This window comes from Cupriavidus sp. P-10, assembly GCF_003402535.2.
GTDB lineage: Bacteria > Pseudomonadota > Gammaproteobacteria > Burkholderiales > Burkholderiaceae > Cupriavidus.
On the sequence record NZ_AP025171.1, the window covers coordinates 964684 to 982887 of the forward strand.

The window sequence follows — 18204 nt, forward strand, 5'->3', positions numbered from 1 at the left end:
ACCTCCTCAGGAGAGTTCATGAGCAATCGTAGAAGTCTTGCTCTTGCCGCGTGCACGGCATTGGTTCTGATCTCGGGTGCGGCCAATACGGCGCAGGCTCAGGTCTTGCTGAAGCCCATTGCCTATCCGCTGAGAGGACAGTCGGCCTACCAGCAGGCCAACGACGATGGGGCCTGCTATGGCTGGGCCCGGCGCGAGACCGGCGTCGACCCGGCCCGCATAGCGAGCACGCCAGCGCCGGTCATCCTGCCCGGCGGCGAGAGGATACGGGGCGCAGCGGGCGGAGCGGCTGCCGGGGCAGTGGTGGGCGCGATCGGCGGTGACGCGGGCAGGGGAGCTGCCGCGGGCGCGGCGGTCGGCACGGTCGCTGGTGGCGTCGCCCATCGCCAGCACCGCCGGCAGGCTGCAGCCATGGGCGCACAGGCGCAGGCCAGCAACGACTGGGCCATGACATCGTACTGGCAAGCCTGGCGTGCCTGCATGGCGGGCCGCGGCTATTCAGTGCAGTAAGCACCTCGGAAGGTGGACCGGGCTGGCGTCAGCCGGTCCATCCCGGAGAGCACGACGTCAGAGGCGCCCTAGAGAACGGCGCAGGCTTCTGCGCTGGCGGTAACGGCAAGATCTACCCGCGCATCATTGCGCAAGACCACGCAGAGGAAATTGCCGATGGCTTCGCCCGCGTGAGGATCTTCCCGCCACAGTTGTGGCAGGGGTGCGGTCGAGGCATGCAAGTCGCCCCGCTCGGGCGCGGCATGGGATTCCGTGCCGGCTATGGCATCGCTCCAGGTTATCGCGATGGGCCCCTCCGGCTTGGTGCCAAGGAAGCAGAAAGAGGGCGCCGACAGCGAGCGCCGCGACGCGGGTCCGGTCTCGCAAGTGCCGGCGCGTAGTTCCAGCACGTCATGATCGGTCTGATTGACGGTGACGATCTTTGTCCACGGCCAGGGCTCCTGGAACGGACTCCACGTCTCAGAGGTAGGGATTGCGCATCCGGAGATGGCGCTTGCCGTGGCAATGGCAATGACACAGGCAGAAATCGACGAAACAGCATTCATTGGATAGTCAATTCAGGTGAACCTGATATTCACCTGGGAGGGCATACGACGGCGCACAGGGTAAGCCGGCCTCGTCGTGGCGGCTATCAAAGGAATTCGAAATGTCGGGCGACGCTTGGGGCGCATCCATCCGACCCGCCCTCACTTTCTAATTTCTGTGATAGCCCCGCCTGCACCACCGGCATAAGGTGTGCACATTCACTGAGATCTGACTGGCCGCGCCGGTTTGCGTCGACGGTATCTGACCCACTTCAAAGGAACTACAGGAATGATCAAGCACTGCCTTTCGGCTGTCTCGAGAGCGGGCGCGGGCGCGCGCGGTCGTGGGGTGCCCAACCTTGTCATGGCCCTGCTGATTGCCGGCGCCGCGCAATCGTACGCGCAGATCCTGCCCGCTCAAGGGCAGCGAGACACCGCCGCGCAGCCGGAGGCCTGCTCAGGTACCGGCGCCGGCCTGCAATCCGCGGCCTGCCGTGCCGCCAGCAATCCCGGCCAGAGCAAGTACAACCTCCTGTACGCGGACGATGCGCCAGCCGGCAACAGCGAACGGTCATCCGGGCAGGTTTCAGCCAGCCCGTGCCGGAGCTGCCCGACGGATGCAGAATCCGGCCGGCAAGCCGGGCGCATGCCGGACAGCGCCGCCAGGAACAGCCGCAGCGAATCAGCGGGTACTACCTCGACCAGCACGCTGTAGTTCTCAACGCAACCGAGTACCTGGCAAGTCAAACACCGGGCCCTGGTGCCCGATCTCTCTACTTCCCCGATGAAACTGCGTCAATATCTGCTGGCGGGCCTTAGCCTGCTGGCAATGCATGAACCAGCGTTCGCCTCCTTCCTCAGCGGAAAGGCCCTGGAGAGCGCCGCCAATGCCATCTCCTGGGTGGTGGTGATATTTGTGCCGCTTGCAGCCATCTACCTGTTCTGGATGCTGCATATCTGGCCGGACAAGGTCGCTCACCGGAAGCAGCATCCGCAAAGGGAAGCCATCCATGCGCTATGCCTGCTTTCGCTTTTCTTCGGCGGACTGCTGTGGCCGATGGCGTGGCTCTGGGCACACACCAAGCCGGTGTTCTACCGGGCGGCCTATGGCACCGACAAACTGCCGGAAGACGAAGCCGCGCGAGGCGCGGGACATGCCCCCATCGGCCGGCCCGGGAACGTCGCGTCCCTGCGGGCGCCGGCACGCGGCGCTGCGTCCGGCGCAGGGGAGCAGAGCTGAATGGATGCGCTGCTGCTTGCTATCTACGCGCTGGCCGTCTGGCTGGTCTTCTTCAAGTTCAAATGGCTGCCATGGAACACGACGTCCATGGTCATCGTGGTCACGATTCCGGTGGTCGCGCTGACGCTGCTGGTCCTGACGCTGAACGTGGTGGCACCTTCGTCCCATGATGTCAGGGTGGTCGGCAAGGTGCTCCAGGTGGTGCCGCAGGTGAGGGGGCGCATTGTCGATCTTCCGGCCGAGGGTAACCGGCACTACAAGAAGGGCGATGTCCTGCTGCGCATCGACCCGACGCCCTATCAGGCCTCGGTCAGGCAGCTTGAGGGCAGGTTGATGGCGGACGACGCCGCGCTTGCCGAAGCGCAGGCCGCCGCTCGCCAGCTCAGCGAGTCAGTGCGCGGAGCGGCCGGCAAGGTTGCCACGGTACAAGCCAAGCTGTCGCTCGCCCGACAGCGGCTCACAGAACATGAGGCACTGCTCGCGGCAGGGGCCGGATCGAAGTTCGACCGGGAAGATGCCCTGGCGCGGCGGCACGAACTGGAAGGCGAACTGGTCAGCGCTCAAGCCGTCGAGGACGAGGCCAGGCAGAGGCTTTCGGCCAGGAGCCAGGGGGAATTCGCCGCCATCGCCACGGCGCGCGCCAAGCGTGCGGAAACCGAGGTCATGCTCGAGAACGCCCGATGGGAACTTGGCCAAACCGAGTACCGGGCGCCCGCCGACGGCAAGGTGGTGAACCTGCAGGTGCGCGTGGGCACGATGCTGGTCCCGTTTCCGTTCTCGCCGGCATTCAGCTTCGTTGAGGACGAGCAGGAAGTGGTCGCCTTCTACAGGCAGAACGAGCTTTACAACGTCAGGGCGGGCGACTTCGCCGAGATCTACCTGCCGACGCATCCGGGTGAAATCATCAAGGCAAAGGTGGATTCGATCGTCTGGGCGCAATCACAAGGCCAGTTTGCGCAGGGTGGAATGATTCCGAACACTGGTGCCACGGAAGCCGTGCCGAACCGGTTCGCGGTCAAGCTGGACCTGCGCGACGAATCGAAGGGCCAGATGCTTCCGGTCGGGGCTGTCGGCGCGGGTGCCGTCTACACCACGCACATGAAGATGTTCCATATCGTTCGGATGGTCTTCCTGCGCGTCAGTTCCAAGCTGAACTATCTGGTATTCAAGCTCCATTAAAGGCAAGCCTGTGTCGTCATCTTTCAACAAGACCATTCCGGTACTGCTGGCGCTGCCGCTTGCCATGCTCTTCGGCTGCGCCTTGCAGGCGCCGCCGGATAGCGCCAGCCTTCGAGACCAGGCCGTCCCGGCGCTTGAAGGGCAGCGCACCTGGGCAAGCTCGGCCGAAGCAGGCGAGCCCGCGGACGACTGGCTTGCAAGCTTCGACGATGCCGAGCTGCATCGGCTGGCCCGGGAAGCGATCGCGCACAACGGCGATCTCAGGCTGGCAGCGGTGCGCGTCGAGCAGGCGCAGGCACTCGTTACCATGCAAAGCAGCGGCCTGTTACCGAGCGCGGGCGTGAAGGGCAGGGCCGGGCAATCGGAAACCCAGTTCCTCTCGATTGGTGCGAGCTGGGAGATCGATCTCTGGGGCCGCATACGCGCACAATCGCGTGCCGCAAAATCCCAGTACGCCGCTACCTTGGACGAATATCTCTGGGCGCAGCGCGTCGTCGCAGCAACTACTGCCAAGGCATGGTTCACACTGATCCGGTCCGCAAAGCTGGAGGACCGGCAGCGACAGGCCGTGGCCGTAGAGGAGCAACTGGTGCAGATCAGCGAGCGGCGGGTTGCCATTGGTGCGGCACCGGACACCGAACCGGTGGAAGCGAAGAATGCGCTGCGCACGCAGGTGGATGCGCTCCGGAAGGCCGAACTGGCCAGAAGCCAGGCTGCGCAAGCCCTGGAGTTGATGCTGGGCCGATACCCTGCCGGGGAAATCGGAGATAGCGTGGCGAAGCTGGAGCTGCCCGCCATGCCCGTCGCCCCGCAGGCAGGCTTGCCTGCGGATCTGCTTGATCGCCGGCCGGACTTGACGGCTGCGGCACACCGCGTCGCCGCGGCCTTCGACCTGAGGCAGTCCGCCGAGGCAGCGCGGCTGCCAAGCATTTCTATCAGCGCGGCCATTACCGGCATCCGTAGCGACGTGCTGCTGCTCAACCAGGCCGGCACTCCGATCAAGGGACTGAACGGCGCGTTCTTCGCGCCGCTGTTCACGGGGGGAGAGCTCAAGGCCAGGGCGGACTACTACAGCGCCGAGCAGAAGGCCGCCATGATCGCCTATGGCAACAATGCCCTGCAGGCACTGGGCGAGGTCGATGCGGGGTTGCGTGCTGAATCGAATCTTGCAGACCGCACCAGGCAACTGCAGGATCGGGTGAACGAGAGCCAGCTATTGGTTCAGCGCGAGGAGGCACGCGCAAGCATTGGTGCTTCCGACCCGCGCGGGGTCCTGAGGGTTCGGCAGAAACTGCTGGCTGCCGAGATGGATCTGATCAACGTGCGGGGCGATCATCTCAATCAGCGTATCGCGCTATTGTTGGCGCTAGGGGGAGACTGGAGCAGCAAAGGGCAGATCTGATGCTGTCGGTGAAAACGCTGAAGGGCCGAAAAAGCATGCCAGTCAGCGCATGAGGCTGACTGGCATGCTTTTCCTTGATGGAAGAGATTCACTTGTTGCCTTGAGCATGCGCGTCAAAGCGCGCGACTTCTTCGAGCAGCATCGGCGCACCCATGCTGTTCGCGTGCAAGCCCAGAACGCTAACGCCCTGAAGGACAGCGGCGATCTCTTCCTTGGTGGCGCCGAGCTCGAGTGCGCGGCGGATATGGCGCCGCGTACCAGGACCGTACATGTGCGTGCAGGATACATCGACGGCTATGGAGATGAACTCCCAGACCTTTGGCTCTATCAGCCCCTTGGTCATCGGATGCATGGCCATGTCGAGGAATTTCTCGGTCCAGACGGGGTCGAGCTCCGTGAAGCTGTTCCACTCCGGATTCCAATAGCCGCTCGCGCGCAAGCTGTCGCTGATGGGCGTGGCTGGCAGGGTGCTTGTGCCGGTGTACTTGTCGTCGTGCATGGCGGTCAGTTCAAGGAGGGCTTGTAGTTGATGGCACGCAGTGCCTGACCTGTCCGCTCGTTCTCCCGCTTGAGCATCTTCTCCAGGCCGGCGGTCGTCTGCGTGGGACTTCCTGCGTTCATTCCAAGTGCCGCAAGCTGGCTCTTCACCGAAGGGGATGAGACGGCCTTGAGTAGCTCCTGCTGCAGCTTGCCGCGGATGGCAGCCGGCACGTCGGGCGTGGACCAGACGCTGGTGCCCATGATCTGGCTGAGATCGGGGTAGCCCGCTTCCGCCATTGTCGGCACATCGGGCAGGAACGGCGAACGCTCGGCCGATGTCACCGCCAGCGCCCGGACCTTGCCGGGTTTCACGAGCGCAAGCGCGGTGCCCATGCCGTCAAACATGAACTGAATCTGGCCGCCCATCAGGTCGGTGAGCGCAGGGGGCGAGCCTTTGTAGCCGACGTGCTCCATGTCCAGCCCGGCCGCCTTGTTGAACTGCATGCCTTTGATGTGAGAAAGCGTACCCGGACTGTAGGACGCGTAGGAGACCTTTCCCGGATGTGCCTTCACGTAGGCCACCATCTCGCTGACATTGGTGACCGGCAGGCGAGGGTCGGCGACCAGCACCAGCGGCACGCTGGCCACTTCAGCGACCGGTACCACATCCTTGAACGGATCGAAGCGGAATTTGTAGCTGTACGGGTTCTCCGTCACCAGCGAGTTGGGAGACAGCACGAATGTGTAGCCATCGCGTGGCGCGCCGAGCATGGCGTCCGTGGCAATGATGCCGCCCGCGCCGGGCTTGTTTTCAACCACCACGGATTGTCTGAGGTTCTGGCGCATGCTCTCCGCAATCGTACGTGCGATCATGTCGGATGCGCCTCCCGCCGGAGCCGGAACGAGGATGCGAATGGGGCGATTGGGCCAATCCCCTTCCGCCAGCGCGCTGGAGAGGGGCAGGGCGGACAACAGCGTTGCAATGCAGGTCCGGCGTGCGATTCGAATGATGTTCGAGGTCATTTTCGCCCTTTGCGTAGGTGTTGTTACGGCGTCGTATGCGGTGGAGGTGCGAATGACGGGACCACCGTGATCACGACCTTGTCCAGGTTCTCCGGGTGCAGCGAATCTTCCAGAAAATGCATTTCGTTCTCCTTGACAGGAGGGCTTGGCTATCGGCGCCGCGACGATGTTGTTGAGGTCGAGCCGGGATTAGTCTAGTAATCACGGGTCAGTTGGTTTCTCTCACTTCATGACGTTCATGTCTCATTTCATGACAGACTGTTGGAGGTGACCGGGTTTTCCCTGAAGGAACGGATCCGGGTTACTCCCCGGTGAAGGAGAAACGATGGGTTGATTCGTACGGGGGTGCTGAAGAACTATTTCAAGGTTGCGCAGCAATTCATCTACGATGGGGGCAGCGATGCTCACGGGGACGCGCTACACTCGGTGCAAGAGCTGAACTTCAAAATTTTTATCGGTAGTTCTCTATAAGGAAAGACCATGGGAATGGAAACCATAGAAATCAAGGCCTACGTCCCGGCACGGGACTTTGCGCTGTCGCGTCGCTTCTATTCCGATCTCGGGTTCAATGAGACCTTGCTTTCCGCTGAGATGGCTTACTTCAACGCAGGCAATTGCAGTTTCCTGCTACAGAACTTCTACGTGAAGGAGCACGCCGAAAACTTCATGATGCACATGCTGGTGGCGGACGTAGAAGCATGGTGGGAAAGGGTGGTTTCGCAAGAACTGGCCAGGCGCTACGGAGTGCGAGTCGAGCCGCCGCAGAATCAGCCCTGGGGCATTCGGGATTTCTGCATTGTCGATCCCACAAGCGTGTTGTGGCGCATTGGGCAAGACCTGGGTTAGTGTCGGCCTTGGGCCGAGGGCGAGTGATGGACGTCCGTCGACCCAGGAAGTCGTTCACCCGGTCTGGAACATCTGGCCAAAGTCGCAGGTCTCCTGAGCCAGCGTGACAATTGACGATACAAGCAGGCTCTTCCTGTCGCTCTTGCAGATGGCGGCATACGGCGCTGGCGGCAACGCGGGGCTTACAGAAAGAACCTCCAGCGCGCCAGCATCGACCATCGGCGCCAGGCACTTCCTGGGCAAATAGCTGATGCCCATACCCGAGACCGTCAGGCCGATGATGGCAACCACGCTGTTGCTGAACAGCGTGTTCTCCTGGTTCACGCCTATCGATCTCAGCCAGCGGTTGTAAAGCTGGCCGGTCCCCGACCGGTCATCCTGCGTCAGCAGCCGATGCGCAGCCAGCTCGTGCATGCGCAGCCGATGGCGACGGCCTGTCAGCCCGGGCTTGCACATCCACGCATTTTCGACGACCCCAACGCGCGTCGACAGGAAGCGCTGGTCGCTGAACACATCGGGGACGATCATCAGGTCTACTTCGTCGGCCAGCAGCTTGTCGCGAAGCACGACGCTGACGTCGACGTGCGGCTCGATGATCACTCGCGGATAGCTGGCCTGGATCGCGCTCACCAGGCGCGGCAGCCAGGTCATCGCCGTCAGTTCGGTGACGCCGATACGGACGTGACGCTCGAGTACCTCCGGGCGCTGGAACTGTTCGACCGCCGCGTCGCGCTGCTCGAGCAGCCGCTTGGCCAGCAGGAACATCTCCTCTCCCTTTTCAGTCAGCCGCGCCGATCGCAACGAGCGATCGAACAAGGGCGTCTCGAACAGTGCCTCCAGCTCCTGCACTCGCTTCGATACGGCCGATTGCGTGGTGTGCATCTTGTTCGCGGCTTGCGCGAAGCCGCCGAGTTGTACCACCCAGTAGACCGCCTCCAGTTGCTTGAACGTCATCACGGCGCTCACCTCCGACTTCCTATGTATCGATTCATGGAATGTGTACAGATTCCAATTTATCGCTTTTTTTGATCGAGATCGAGTACCAGAATGAGTGCATCGATTCCGCCCCAGTACCGCTCCAATGCGACTCGGGCTTCCAGCATGGAGACACAGGTATGTTGCTGACTGAAGAAGAAACCGGGATGTTGAACGGGGACAAGGGCCTCGCCGTCAAGAAGGCAATGGAGATCCTGGTTGCCCTCGGCGAAAGCTTTGGTGCCGCAAGGCTCGTTCCGGTCAACAACGTGCATATGGCGGGTTCCTCGGTGCTGGTCGCCGAGGAAGCCGGTACGAGGTTCGTTGAAGATATCCGCAAGCAGGGCGGTACGTTCGTTACCCGGGTCACAACCAATCCTACGGCTGTCGATCCCACGCAGTGGCAGCAGATCGGCATTCCCGAGTCGGACAGCGTCCTGCAGGCGCGGCTGACCGATGCCTATGCCGGGATGGGCGCCAATACCTGCAATACCTGCATTCCTTACCTGGTCGGGAACCTGCCGCGCTTTGGCGAGCATATGGCATGGGGAGAGTCGTCAGCCGTCGTGTTCGCCAACTCCGTTTGCGGCGCCCGGACCAATCGGGAAGGGGGGCCCAGCGGGCTTGCCTCGGCCCTTACCGGCCGCACACCTGAGTATGGATTCCACCTGAAGGAAAACCGTTACGGCAAGTTTCTGGTCAAGGTCGAGACGCCGCTCGATGACATGACCGACTACGGGACGCTCGGCTATTTCGCCGGCAAGATCGCGGGGCAGGATACGCCGGTGTTTACGGGCATTCCGTCGGACCCGACGGTGGAACAGTTCAAGGCACTGAGCGCTGCGCTGGCGGCCTCCGCTTCGGTGAGCATGTTTCATGCGGTCGGCGTGACACCGGAGGCGCCAACGCTCGAAGACGCATTCGGCGGCCGCGAGCCGGAGAAGGTGCTTGTGTTCGGCGAGGCAGAGAAGGCGCAGGCAGAGGCTGCCTTGAACAAGGAGCCATCCGACCATGTGGACTGGATCCTGGTCGGCTGTCCGAATGCTTCCGTGCAGGAGATTCGGGAAGTGGCGGAAGCCCTGGAGGGCAAGAAAGTCCATCCTGATGTCTCGCTCTGGGTCACCACGGCAGGCGCCATGTACGCCATGGCCGAACGGGTTGGCTACATCAAGACGATCGAGGATGCCGGCGGCACCGTGGTGCGGGAAACCTGCCCGTTCCTGGCCCGCAGCCGGGTCATTGCGCCGAACAAGGGATACAAGACCCTCACCACCAACTCGGCAAAGATGGCATTTTATGCGCCCGGCCAGTTTGGACTCCTTACCCACTATGGGAATCTGGATCGCGTAATGAAGGCCGCAGTTGCCGGCGTCTGGAGGTAATCAGCATGACGACCCATCAATTCGTTCTGAAGGGACGCAAGATCGTCACGGGCAAGGCCAGCGGAGAGGCTGTCGTCACCAAGGAAGCGATCAGCTTCAATGGCGGGGTCGACAACATGACCGGCATCGTCACCGAGCCCGGCCATGAACTGGAGGGTGTCAGTATTGCCGGCAAGGTGCTGGTGTTCCTGACGGGGAAGGGCTCCACCGGCGGCTCGTACAAGATTTACGACATGGTGTCGCGCGGCACCGCCCCGGTTGCCTTCGTACAGGTGACTCCCGAAGCGATCACCACGATCGGCGCGATTATCGGGAATATCCCGGTCGTCGCCGGACTGGATCAGGATCCCACGCTTGCCATTTCCACCGGGGATCTTGTCGAGATGGATGCGGATGCCGGCATCGTTTCGGTGACCACTAAAAAGAAGCACCAGGAAGCCACGCCCCCGGCGGCATAGCGCATCCAGTTCGATTGCGCTGACCGCACGCAGCAGCGCACATAAAACCATTACCGGAGACAACCATGACCCGACGTTTCGTCCACGTCGCTGTTGCCGCCTGCGCGGCGTTTGCGACTTTCACCGCCCAGGCCAGCGACTGGCCTTCGAAAAAGCCGATCACGCTGGTCGTGCCGCTTGCCCCCGGCGGCAGCACCGATTCCACCGCGCGCCTGCTTGCCGACAAACTTGGCAAGGAACTGAAGCAGCAGGTCATCGTGGAAAACCGGGCCGGTGCCGGCGGCAACATCGGCGCTGCCTACGTGGCGAAGGCGGCGCCGGACGGCTACACGCTGCTGATGGCCACCAGCACGATCGCCACCAACGTCACGCTCTACAAGAACATGGGTTTCGACCTGCGCAAGGACCTGGTTCCGGTATCGCAGGTGGCGTTGATCCCGAACGTGCTCACCATCAACAACGCTGTGCCGGCCAAGACACTGCAGGAGTTCGTTGAATATGTCCGGCAGAAGAAGGGACCCGTCAGCTATGGTTCCGCCGGTAACGGCACGGCGTCGCACCTGTCCGGAGCGCTGTTCAACAGCATGGCGCATGCCGAAATGCTTCATGTTCCCTACAAGGGCGGTGCGCCCGCCAATGCCGACCTGATCGGCGGGCAGATCCAGGCGGTGTTCTCGCCCATGGTGGAGGTGCTGCCGTTCATCGACAGCGGCAAGCTGCGCGCCCTCGGCGTCACGACCAAAAGCCGCTCGTCACGCCTGCCCAACGTGCCCGCGGTCGGCGAGGTGCTGCCGGGATTCGAGGTGACGCTCTGGAACGGCGTCTTCGCGTCCGCGGCTACGCCGCAGGCCGTGGTCGACAAGCTGGCCGCGGCGATCCAGAAGGTTGCGCAGGACCCGACCTTCCGCAAGACGCTGGCCGACCAGGGCTCCACGCCGGTGGGCAATACGCCGGCGGAGTTCAGGAAGATCCTCGACCAGGAAATCGACAAGTGGGGCAAGCTCGTCAAGCTCTCGGGCGCGAGCGTCGAATAAAGCGCAGGCGCATGACCATGACCAATGCTCAGTCATTCCTCCTGCGCTGCACGCTGGCCGCCGCCGTGGCCGGTACGCTCGCCGCGTGCGCCGGTACACCCGTAGCCCCCAAGCCGTCCGCTTACTTTCTCTCCGTGCAGGATGGCCGCGCCGGGCTGGTCGACGGCAAGCCCGTGGTGCGCAACGCGGGCGACACCCTGGCCGTCGTCGAGCTTGCCGATGGACGCCTGCGCGTGGCGCAGCAGATCGAGATGCCGACCTCGCTGGTCGGGCCGCCCAGCTCCATCGCCATCGCCCCCGGCGGGCGCCTGGCGCTGGTCAGCGCGGCGACGCGACGCGACCCTTCCGATGCGACCAAGGTGGCCACGTTCGACCTCGTGTCGGTGGTGGCGCTGGATCCCGGCGCCGGTCCGCGCGTCGTCGGCAACGTGCGGACCGGCGCCGGCGCATCCGGCATCTCGATCAACCGGGCCGGCACGCTGGCGTTGGTCGCCAATCGCACCGAGGGCTCCGTTTCCGTGCTCGCCATCGAGGGGGAGCAGGTACAGGCCGTCGGCAAGCTGCAGCTCGGTGACAAGTCTGGTCCGGCGCACGTCGCCTTTACACCAGATGGCCGCCGTGCCCTCGTGAGCCGCGATGGCGATAACCGCGTCAGCCTGCTGGCCATCGACGGCCGCTCGGTCACGCTCGACCCGCGCGAATTGTATGCCGGCCTGCGTCCTTATGGACTCGACGTGTCGCCGGACGGCGCGTGGGCCGCAGTGACCAACCTCGGCGCGGGGCAGGGCGACGCCGACACGATCAGCCTTATCGACCTGCGGGTGCAACCGCCGCGCGTGGTCGATACGGTCACCGTGGGGCAGACGCCGGAAGGCATCTTCTTTTCGCCCGACGGGCGCTTGGTCGGCGTGACCGTCATCGATGGCAGCAACAAGCCGCAGGCTTCTGCCTTCCATGGCACCGCGCGCTATCGCCTGTTCAGCATCGAAGGCGGCCGTCTGCGGCAGGCCGCGCAGCTGGCTGGCGGGCAATGGCTGCAAGGCCATGCCTTCACGCCGGACGGCAACGCGGTGCTGGTGCAGGACGCCGCCAACCGTCAGATACGCCTTTACCGGAACGTGGGCGGCACGCTGGCCGACAGCGGCGAGCGCGTGCAGCTCGATGGCGCCCCCGCCGCGCTCAAGCTCTGGCGCTGAAGCAACAGCGGCCTGCCGAATGTCATCACCAATCTTTGAGGGATTCATCAAATGAAACAGCCTTCCTTGCTTGAGCGCCTTGCCGCGCTCGACACCAATACGGTCTCCGACGCGCTTGATTTCCTGGGATTGCCCGGCGCCACGCATGGCCTGCTGCCGTTGTGGGACTGCCCGAAGATCGTGGGCCGCGCCAGCACGATCCAGCTCGGGCCCAAGACCGATGCCAGGCCCACGGTGCACCTGATTTCGCCGGTGATTGACGCGGTGGACACCGATGACCGCGTACTCGTGATCGCTGGCGGTGTCGATGGCATCTCGTGCTGGGGCGACATCCTCGCCAATGCGGCCTGTGCGAAGAAGATCAGGGGTTCCGTCATCGACGGCTACAGCCGCGACATCGAGGGCAGCGAGTCGATCGACTACCCGGTCTACGGCCGCGGCATCACCATGATCAGCGCGCGCAACCGCGTGATCCAGACCGGCTCGGGCGAGCCGGTGCAGGTCAGGGGCGTGACGGTGCGCCAGGACGACTACGTGATCGCCGACCGCTGCGGCGCGGTGTTCGTGCCGGCAGCGCGCATCGAAGAGGTGCTCGGCCTTGGCGAACGCATCGCGCGCCGCCAGGACGGCATGGTGGCCGCGGTGCGCACCGGCCGCCCGGTCGCGGAAGTCATGCACGACAAAGAGTTTGAAGCCATCAATCAAGGAGGCACGAAATGAACGCACCCGCCATGCGCGCAGAAGACAAGGAACTGGTAGCCCTGTTCGAAGGACTGGATACCCCAGGCGTATCCGATGCCATGGACAAGCTGGGCCTGCCCGGCCAATGCCTGGGCATCGCGCCGCTGGACAACTACAAGGGCACGGTCGTCGGTCCGGCATTTACTGTCAAGTATGTGTCGGCGACCACGCCGGCCGGGTCGGTCGGCGACTTTATCGATGAGGTGGCCGAGGGCGACGTCATCGTGATCGACAACGACGGCCGCACCGACTGCACCGTGTGGGGCGACATCATGACCCAGTACGCCGGCCTGCGCCGGATCGGCGCCACCGTCATCGACGGTGTCTGCCGCGACGTCTCCAAGGCGCTGGGCGATGGCTACCCGCTGTTCACCAAAGGCCGCTTCATGCGCACCGGCAAGGACCGTGTGCAGGTCGAGGCCGCGGGCGTGCCGGTGTCCATCGGCACCGCTCGCGTAGCCGCGCGCGACATCGTGGTGGCGGACGCCAACGGTGTCGTGGTGGTACCGCGTGAACGCGCCCGGGAAGTGGCGGACGTCACGCGGCAGATCGAAGGCGTAGAAGCCCAGATCCGCGCGCAGATCGCACAAGGCAAGACCCTGGGCGAGGCGCGCGAAGTGCTGGGCTACCACACGCTGCAAAGGAAAGCATGATGACCGCATCCCACACCCCATACAGCGGCGCCACCCTTGAGCTGGCGCGCAAGCTGGGCTCGTCCACGCTCTATGAGGCCTCGGGCCTGCCCACCAGCGCGGTCGATCCACTGGTCCGAACCATCTGGCCCGGCGCCTCGGTTGCCGGTCCCGCTTACCCGCTGGAATGCGCACCGGGCGACAACCTGGCCATTCACGTCGCGATGGAAAAAGCGCCGTGCGGCAGCATCCTGGTCGTGTCCACAGGCGGCTTCGTGGCAGGCTATTGGGGCGAAGTGCTGACGGTCGCGGCCGAGGCGGCCGGCATCGCCGCACTGGTGATCGACGGCGGCGTGCGCGATATCGCGGCACTGACCGCTCGGCGCTTCCCGGCGTTTTCGCGCGGGATCTCCGTGCGCGGAACAATCAAGGCCAGTGTCCCGTCGGTGGGGCAGCCCCTCAGCTTCACGGGTACCCCGGTAGCCGCCGGCGACCTGGTGGTGGCGGACGATGATGGCGTGGTTGTCATTCCGGCGGCGCATGTCGAGGCGACCCTGGCCCAGGGTCAGGCTCGCTTCGACAAGGAAGCAGGGATGATGGACGAACTGCGCCAGGGGCGTACGACGCTTGACCTGATGGGCTTGTCCCGCTGGCGGGAAGGTACGTGACGGCCCAGGCCCGCAGGGTTTGCCGGTGCAACTGCAGCTACCCTTGATTCGCAAGGGGTAGGTGCTGCGTAAGCAGAAAGGCACGAAACTCACTTATCTGGATGATGGTGGTCCGGGATGGGCATTGTTTCCGGCGGCGGGCATTCCGGTACCGTTGTGTCGTCGCGCTCTTCAATTACCGAAATATCCCAGCAGGAGATGAACAGAGCGGCGATCAGAGGACCTATCACAAAGCCGTTGATGCCGAAAACGGACATGCCGCCCAATGTCGAAATCAGGACGACCCAGTCCGGCAGCTTGGTGTCCTTGCCGACAAGGAGAGGGCGTAGCAAGTTGTCCACGGCGCCAATAACAAGGGTGCCGATGGCAATGAGCGCGATCCCTTTCCAAACCGGGCCTGCCAGCAAAAAATAAACCGCCGTCGGACCCCAGACCAGTGCAGCACCGATGGCCGGTAGCAGGGAGAGAAACGCCATCAGCGTGCCCCATAGCAACACCCCGTTGATTCCCAGCAGCAGGAAAGCCAGGCCGCCCAGTATTCCCTGGATTACGGCCACTGCGACGTTGCCCTTGACCGTTGCGCGGACTACCGTGGTGAACCGGCTGACCAGCCTGCGAGTATGCGCTTCATCTAGTGGCACGGCCTCGCGGATGCGGTGCGAAATGATCGTGCCATCACGCAGCAGGAAGAACACCAGGTAAAGCATGATGCCAAGGCCGGCAGCGAACTGCAGCGTGTTCTGCCCAATGGTGACAGCCTGGGCCGCCATGAACTGGCTGATCCGGGCGGCGCCTTCGGTCAGTTTCGCTTGCAACCCCGCTACGTCGGCCAATCCGATTTCGCCCAGCCAGTTCGCAACGGAAGCCGGCAAGGCCTGTACTGCCGTCCGGAAATACTGTCCGAAATTCCACTCGCCTGTCTTGATCTGGTTATAGGCAAACGCGACTTCCTGGGCGAGTGTGGCAATCATCAGGAAGACCGGAACAATGGCCATCAGCAGGCAGACAAGCAGGGTCGTCAGCGCAGCGACATTTTCCCGGTTGCCAAATCTCACCGTCAGTTTGCGGTGCATCGGATGAAATAGGATCGCGAGTATCGTGCCCCAGAGGATCGCACTGAAGAAGGGCAACAGGATCCAGATGAACGCAACGGAGACAGCGAACAGAAGGATGTAAAAGCCTTTCAGATTGCGCATTGGATTGTCCATGAATTCGGCAATACGGCATATGACGAGCAGCGCTGCGGAAGATCATAGCAGCCAGGGCAGGAATGACCACGAGTCTCCGGCATCCCGACACAGCTTAGTACGTGTCGGCGATTTCCTACCGGGCATGCTTCCTGTGCCCTACATCGTTGGGCGGTCCTATGTGGTCTAGTGATACGCAACAACGGAGTTGTCTCACTTCACCAAGGAGCGAGGAAGCGCCATGTCTAGCTCGTTAGCGGGATTCAGGGTTGACCCAATGCTGGTGACGATTTCAGGACTGTCGGCTGGAGCGTTCATGGCGCATCAGCTCCACGTTGCATACTCGGAGATGTTCAAGGGCGCTGCGTTTATAGCAGGCGGTCCATACTTTGCGTCAAAAGGTAGCTTGAGCCACGCTTTGTCCTCTGTACTCGGGCTGACTGGACTTCCGGATACTGCCTTCTCCATTTCGGTCGCGCGAGAGGCTGACGCCGAGGGGAAGATCGCACCGCTGGCTAACCTGCGTTCCTCGCGCGTTTGGGTGTTTCACGGTCGTGCCGACACGATTTCCTCCCGCTCGGCAGCGGAAGCATTGGTATCGTTCTATGACGAGTGCGGGAATCGCAGCGCATTGGAGTACGTGTACGACCTGGAGGTGGGGCATGCCATGCCTGTTGCATGTGAGGAAGAGTTGCCGCCGTACTTCTCCAATTGTGGTTTCGATGCTGCCGGTAGCTTGTTGGCCCATCTATACGGACCTCTGCGCAACCGAGCGTCTTCCGCGCCGGGCGAGTTGCGCGCGTTCTCTCAACTAGAATTCAATGATGCATCGCGGTGTTACGGCCTGGCGGAAAGAGGCCTGGTCTACCTTCCGATCGCGGCGTTGGCGGGGCGAAAGTGCGGCCTTCACGTCGCACTACATGGCTGCCAGCAAACGCTCGACGACATTGGCGACGGCTTCGCGAGGATGGCAGGCTACAACGAGTGGGCAGAAGCCAATGACCTGATCGTCCTGTATCCTCAAGTGTCGAGGTCATACAGTATGTCAGCCTTTAACCCATTAGGTGCCTGGGACTGGTGGGGATATAGTGACCCGGATTTCCATCTTCGTGCCGGTGGGCAGATGCAGAGCATAGCGTCGATGGTTCAGACTTTGTGCGGCACGTCCGGCCTTCACTGAGTTCCATGCGTGCGCGCAGCTTCATGCCGGCCGGGTTGAAGTTCTTGCCAGCACCGCGTGTAAATTAGCGCGATGGTGGCCGTCTGGTGCCTGCTACCAGGTCGAGATGGCGCTTGTCGTTGCCAGCGGCATGCCAATCCCGGCAGCGGGGTCGGGCATTGCCTGGATTTCGATATAGGGACGCTCCGACTCGACCTTGCCAAATATGGCGGCGAACGGAATGTCGCCGGCATCCCGGCCGGTGCCGATGCGCAGCAGGCCGGTCGGAATGGAAACGCCTGACGGATCGAGCAGATACCAGCCGCCCGAAAGATACACCTCGACCACCGCGTGAAAATCGGGTGCGCCCATCGCTGGATCCGCGCCGTAGTCCAGGCTGCTGGACATACGGGCGGGAATACTCAGGGCGCGGCAAATTGCGATCATCAGGTGGGAAAAATCCCGGCAAACTCCGGTGCGCTCGACAATCGTATCGATTGCCGAAGTGCGCTCATTGGTGGAGCGCGAGAGAAAGCGCACATGGTTGCGTACCCACTCCCGTATGGCATACACACGCGAATAGCCCCGCGGCATGCTGCCAAACTCGCGCAGGGCGAACTCCATCATGCGGTCAGATTCGCAATAGCGGCTGGGTGCCAGGTACGAAAGCACATCGAAGGGAAGCTCCGCAACCGGCACCTCGTTCAGCGACGCTCCATCGTCCAGGCGATGGTCGATGTCCACCACAGCTTCATAGCGGATGGCCAGTGGGCCCTGGCTCGCACGAATCCTGAGCATGCGGTTGCATAGCGGGTCAGTGTAGCGGGCAGCGTGGATCGGTGGCGTGAGCGTAAGGTGCTCGGAGACAACCGACTGCCTTCCGGTCTTGGCAGCTTCGACAATCAGCAGAAAGTCTGCCGTGGGATCCAGGATCTTATAGGACAGGTTCACCAAGTACCGAAGGCGGTTCATTGCTGATCTTGCGTCGACGTGGAGACGGTCCTGGCCGTGGGACTGACTCTGGCCATCCAGGTAAGTGTACTGCGACTCAGCGAGCAGCAAGGCCGTACTCCGACGTCTCTTGTTCGATACCTGTCATGGCGTATGGAAAGCGTTTGCTTCGTGGCGGAACGGAAATCGGACACATCCTGGCTTTCAGCGTATGCTCGGTGATGAAAGGAGACCAACATGTCTCAGAACAACGCAATCTACAAAGGCTTCCGGGTATCCGCGAACGTGCGTCGCGCACCCCGTGCGGTTCCCGATGGCGAGCCGCTTCAGCCGGGATTCCTCGCTACTGTGACGATCACGCAAGTCAGTACAGGAATGGGCTCCCAGAGACTGGTGCCACCGCTGATCCAGCATTTCGCAAACGCGCCGCACGCTGCCATCGCGCTGGCTTTGTCGTCCGCCAGGGAAGCGATCGACGCCATGTCCACCTTCGTCAAGGCGAAGTAGTCCGTCGGCAATGCCACAGGCGCTGATCGAAAGAGCATTCCGGCCACCTCGCGAGTGACCGGTACGGTGGTTGCCATTATTGCCGCGAATACTGTTCCAGGTTTTGTCGC

Annotated in this window: 21 protein-coding genes; 15 read left to right on the plus strand and 6 right to left on the minus strand. The window is 62.8% G+C overall.

The features are described 5' to 3' along the window. Window positions 1-18 precede the first annotated feature (18 nt). Window positions 19-510 (plus strand): glycine zipper family protein, encoded by a 492-nt coding sequence (locus CTP10_RS21490; protein ID WP_116323423.1) that lies wholly within the window; start codon window positions 19-21, stop codon window positions 508-510. Between the two features lie 68 nt (window positions 511-578). On the opposite strand, the gene CTP10_RS21495 is transcribed toward CTP10_RS21490, so the two are convergent. Then, window positions 579-1055 carry a hypothetical protein gene (locus CTP10_RS21495; protein WP_116323424.1) on the minus strand — a complete coding sequence of 159 codons (477 nt, stop codon included), beginning with the start codon at window positions 1053-1055 and terminating at the stop codon, window positions 579-581. A gap of 343 nt (window positions 1056-1398) precedes the next feature. On the opposite strand from CTP10_RS21495, the gene CTP10_RS21500 reads away from it, so the two are divergent. The 4 genes from CTP10_RS21500 (at window position 1399) to CTP10_RS21515 (ending at window position 4855) form a co-directional block, all read left to right on the plus strand. Next, a complete protein-coding gene (locus tag CTP10_RS21500; protein WP_233528441.1) occupies window positions 1399-1749 on the plus strand; it encodes a hypothetical protein in 351 nt (116 codons plus the stop codon). 69 nt (window positions 1750-1818) lie between these two features. Continuing rightward, the gene (locus tag CTP10_RS21505) at window positions 1819-2274 is read left to right on the plus strand and encodes a DUF3302 domain-containing protein (RefSeq protein WP_116323426.1); all 456 of its coding nucleotides are present in this window, start codon (window positions 1819-1821) and stop codon (window positions 2272-2274) included. Continuing rightward, window positions 2275-3453, plus strand: a complete 1179-nt coding sequence (locus CTP10_RS21510; protein WP_116323427.1) for an HlyD family secretion protein — start codon at window positions 2275-2277, stop codon at window positions 3451-3453. Window positions 3454-3463: 10 nt separating this feature from the next. Next, window positions 3464-4855 (plus strand): efflux transporter outer membrane subunit, encoded by a 1392-nt coding sequence (locus tag CTP10_RS21515; RefSeq protein WP_116323428.1) that lies wholly within the window; start codon window positions 3464-3466, stop codon window positions 4853-4855. Window positions 4856-4943: 88 nt separating this feature from the next. On the opposite strand, the gene CTP10_RS21520 is transcribed toward CTP10_RS21515, so the two are convergent. Beyond that, entirely contained in the window at window positions 4944-5354 is a 411-nt protein-coding gene (locus CTP10_RS21520) for a carboxymuconolactone decarboxylase family protein (protein WP_116323429.1), read from the minus strand. 5 nt (window positions 5355-5359) lie between these two features. Beyond that, window positions 5360-6358 carry a Bug family tripartite tricarboxylate transporter substrate binding protein gene (locus CTP10_RS21525; protein WP_116323430.1) on the minus strand — a complete coding sequence of 333 codons (999 nt, stop codon included), beginning with the start codon at window positions 6356-6358 and terminating at the stop codon, window positions 5360-5362. 480 nt (window positions 6359-6838) lie between these two features. Between CTP10_RS21525 and CTP10_RS21530 the strand changes: the two genes are divergently transcribed. Further along, the gene (locus CTP10_RS21530; protein WP_116323431.1) at window positions 6839-7204 is read left to right on the plus strand and encodes a VOC family protein; all 366 of its coding nucleotides are present in this window, start codon (window positions 6839-6841) and stop codon (window positions 7202-7204) included. Between the two features lie 54 nt (window positions 7205-7258). On the opposite strand, the gene CTP10_RS21535 is transcribed toward CTP10_RS21530, so the two are convergent. Then, on the minus strand, window positions 7259-8158 hold the full coding sequence (locus CTP10_RS21535; protein ID WP_116323460.1) for a LysR family transcriptional regulator: 900 nt from the start codon (window positions 8156-8158) through the stop codon (window positions 7259-7261). Between the two features lie 161 nt (window positions 8159-8319). Between CTP10_RS21535 and CTP10_RS21540 the strand changes: the two genes are divergently transcribed. From CTP10_RS21540 to CTP10_RS21570, 7 genes are all read left to right on the plus strand, one after another. Further along, complete coding sequence (locus CTP10_RS21540; RefSeq protein ID WP_158577753.1) at window positions 8320-9561, plus strand: aconitase X; 1242 nt, start codon at window positions 8320-8322, stop codon at window positions 9559-9561. A gap of 5 nt (window positions 9562-9566) precedes the next feature. Further along, entirely contained in the window at window positions 9567-10019 is a 453-nt protein-coding gene (locus tag CTP10_RS21545; protein ID WP_116323433.1) for an aconitase X swivel domain-containing protein, read from the plus strand. Window positions 10020-10084: 65 nt separating this feature from the next. Then, window positions 10085-11053 (plus strand): tripartite tricarboxylate transporter substrate binding protein, encoded by a 969-nt coding sequence (locus CTP10_RS21550; RefSeq protein ID WP_116323434.1) that lies wholly within the window; start codon window positions 10085-10087, stop codon window positions 11051-11053. Between the two features lie 17 nt (window positions 11054-11070). Beyond that, window positions 11071-12249: a YncE family protein gene (locus CTP10_RS21555; RefSeq protein WP_158577754.1), complete on the plus strand. Its 1179-nt coding sequence runs from the start codon at window positions 11071-11073 to the stop codon at window positions 12247-12249. A 51-nt stretch (window positions 12250-12300) separates the two neighbouring features. Continuing rightward, on the plus strand, window positions 12301-12969 hold the full coding sequence (locus CTP10_RS21560; RefSeq protein WP_116323436.1) for an RraA family protein: 669 nt from the start codon (window positions 12301-12303) through the stop codon (window positions 12967-12969). A gap of 11 nt (window positions 12970-12980) precedes the next feature. Beyond that, a complete protein-coding gene (locus tag CTP10_RS21565) occupies window positions 12981-13643 on the plus strand; it encodes an RraA family protein (RefSeq protein ID WP_116323461.1) in 663 nt (220 codons plus the stop codon). Next, window positions 13640-14290: an RraA family protein gene (locus CTP10_RS21570; RefSeq protein WP_116323437.1), complete on the plus strand. Its 651-nt coding sequence runs from the start codon at window positions 13640-13642 to the stop codon at window positions 14288-14290. Before CTP10_RS21565 ends, CTP10_RS21570 begins: the two co-directional genes overlap by 4 nt. An 89-nt stretch (window positions 14291-14379) precedes the next feature. On the opposite strand, the gene CTP10_RS21575 is transcribed toward CTP10_RS21570, so the two are convergent. Then, window positions 14380-15498 carry an AI-2E family transporter gene (locus tag CTP10_RS21575; protein WP_199414730.1) on the minus strand — a complete coding sequence of 373 codons (1119 nt, stop codon included), beginning with the start codon at window positions 15496-15498 and terminating at the stop codon, window positions 14380-14382. Between the two features lie 256 nt (window positions 15499-15754). On the opposite strand from CTP10_RS21575, the gene CTP10_RS21580 reads away from it, so the two are divergent. Continuing rightward, the gene (locus CTP10_RS21580; RefSeq protein WP_158577755.1) at window positions 15755-16657 is read left to right on the plus strand and encodes an extracellular catalytic domain type 2 short-chain-length polyhydroxyalkanoate depolymerase; all 903 of its coding nucleotides are present in this window, start codon (window positions 15755-15757) and stop codon (window positions 16655-16657) included. Between the two features lie 93 nt (window positions 16658-16750). Here the strand turns inward: CTP10_RS21580 and CTP10_RS21585 are convergent, their stop codons facing one another. Further along, on the minus strand, window positions 16751-17608 hold the full coding sequence (locus tag CTP10_RS21585; RefSeq protein ID WP_116323440.1) for a transglutaminase-like domain-containing protein: 858 nt from the start codon (window positions 17606-17608) through the stop codon (window positions 16751-16753). Window positions 17609-17824: 216 nt separating this feature from the next. Here CTP10_RS21585 and CTP10_RS21590 point away from each other — a divergent pair, with 216 nt between their 5' ends. Further along, on the plus strand, window positions 17825-18094 hold the full coding sequence (locus CTP10_RS21590) for a GTP cyclohydrolase (RefSeq protein ID WP_116323441.1): 270 nt from the start codon (window positions 17825-17827) through the stop codon (window positions 18092-18094). The last annotated feature ends 110 nt before the right edge of the window (window positions 18095-18204 follow it).

What these genes read in the sequence shown, in the direction of transcription:
- CTP10_RS21490 (WP_116323423.1), top strand. Translation starts at nt 19, where the DNA reads ATGAGCAATCGTAGAAGTCTTGCTCTTGCCGCGTGCACGGCATTGGTT.
- CTP10_RS21495 (WP_116323424.1), bottom strand. Translation starts at nt 1,055, where the DNA reads ATGAATGCTGTTTCGTCGATTTCTGCCTGTGTCATTGCCATTGCCACG.
- CTP10_RS21500 (WP_233528441.1), top strand. Translation starts at nt 1,399, where the DNA reads ATGGCCCTGCTGATTGCCGGCGCCGCGCAATCGTACGCGCAGATCCTG.
- CTP10_RS21505 (WP_116323426.1), top strand. Translation starts at nt 1,819, where the DNA reads ATGAAACTGCGTCAATATCTGCTGGCGGGCCTTAGCCTGCTGGCAATG.
- CTP10_RS21510 (WP_116323427.1), top strand. Translation starts at nt 2,275, where the DNA reads ATGGATGCGCTGCTGCTTGCTATCTACGCGCTGGCCGTCTGGCTGGTC.
- CTP10_RS21520 (WP_116323429.1), bottom strand. Translation starts at nt 5,354, where the DNA reads ATGCACGACGACAAGTACACCGGCACAAGCACCCTGCCAGCCACGCCC.
- CTP10_RS21525 (WP_116323430.1), bottom strand. Translation starts at nt 6,358, where the DNA reads ATGACCTCGAACATCATTCGAATCGCACGCCGGACCTGCATTGCAACG.
- CTP10_RS21530 (WP_116323431.1), top strand. Translation starts at nt 6,839, where the DNA reads ATGGGAATGGAAACCATAGAAATCAAGGCCTACGTCCCGGCACGGGAC.
- CTP10_RS21535 (WP_116323460.1), bottom strand. Translation starts at nt 8,158, where the DNA reads ATGACGTTCAAGCAACTGGAGGCGGTCTACTGGGTGGTACAACTCGGC.
- CTP10_RS21540 (WP_158577753.1), top strand. Translation starts at nt 8,320, where the DNA reads ATGTTGCTGACTGAAGAAGAAACCGGGATGTTGAACGGGGACAAGGGC.
- CTP10_RS21545 (WP_116323433.1), top strand. Translation starts at nt 9,567, where the DNA reads ATGACGACCCATCAATTCGTTCTGAAGGGACGCAAGATCGTCACGGGC.
- CTP10_RS21550 (WP_116323434.1), top strand. Translation starts at nt 10,085, where the DNA reads ATGACCCGACGTTTCGTCCACGTCGCTGTTGCCGCCTGCGCGGCGTTT.
- CTP10_RS21555 (WP_158577754.1), top strand. Translation starts at nt 11,071, where the DNA reads ATGACCAATGCTCAGTCATTCCTCCTGCGCTGCACGCTGGCCGCCGCC.
- CTP10_RS21560 (WP_116323436.1), top strand. Translation starts at nt 12,301, where the DNA reads ATGAAACAGCCTTCCTTGCTTGAGCGCCTTGCCGCGCTCGACACCAAT.
- CTP10_RS21565 (WP_116323461.1), top strand. Translation starts at nt 12,981, where the DNA reads ATGCGCGCAGAAGACAAGGAACTGGTAGCCCTGTTCGAAGGACTGGAT.
- CTP10_RS21570 (WP_116323437.1), top strand. Translation starts at nt 13,640, where the DNA reads ATGATGACCGCATCCCACACCCCATACAGCGGCGCCACCCTTGAGCTG.
- CTP10_RS21575 (WP_199414730.1), bottom strand. Translation starts at nt 15,498, where the DNA reads ATGGACAATCCAATGCGCAATCTGAAAGGCTTTTACATCCTTCTGTTC.
- CTP10_RS21580 (WP_158577755.1), top strand. Translation starts at nt 15,755, where the DNA reads ATGCTGGTGACGATTTCAGGACTGTCGGCTGGAGCGTTCATGGCGCAT.
- CTP10_RS21585 (WP_116323440.1), bottom strand. Translation starts at nt 17,608, where the DNA reads ATGAACCGCCTTCGGTACTTGGTGAACCTGTCCTATAAGATCCTGGAT.
- CTP10_RS21590 (WP_116323441.1), top strand. Translation starts at nt 17,825, where the DNA reads ATGTCTCAGAACAACGCAATCTACAAAGGCTTCCGGGTATCCGCGAAC.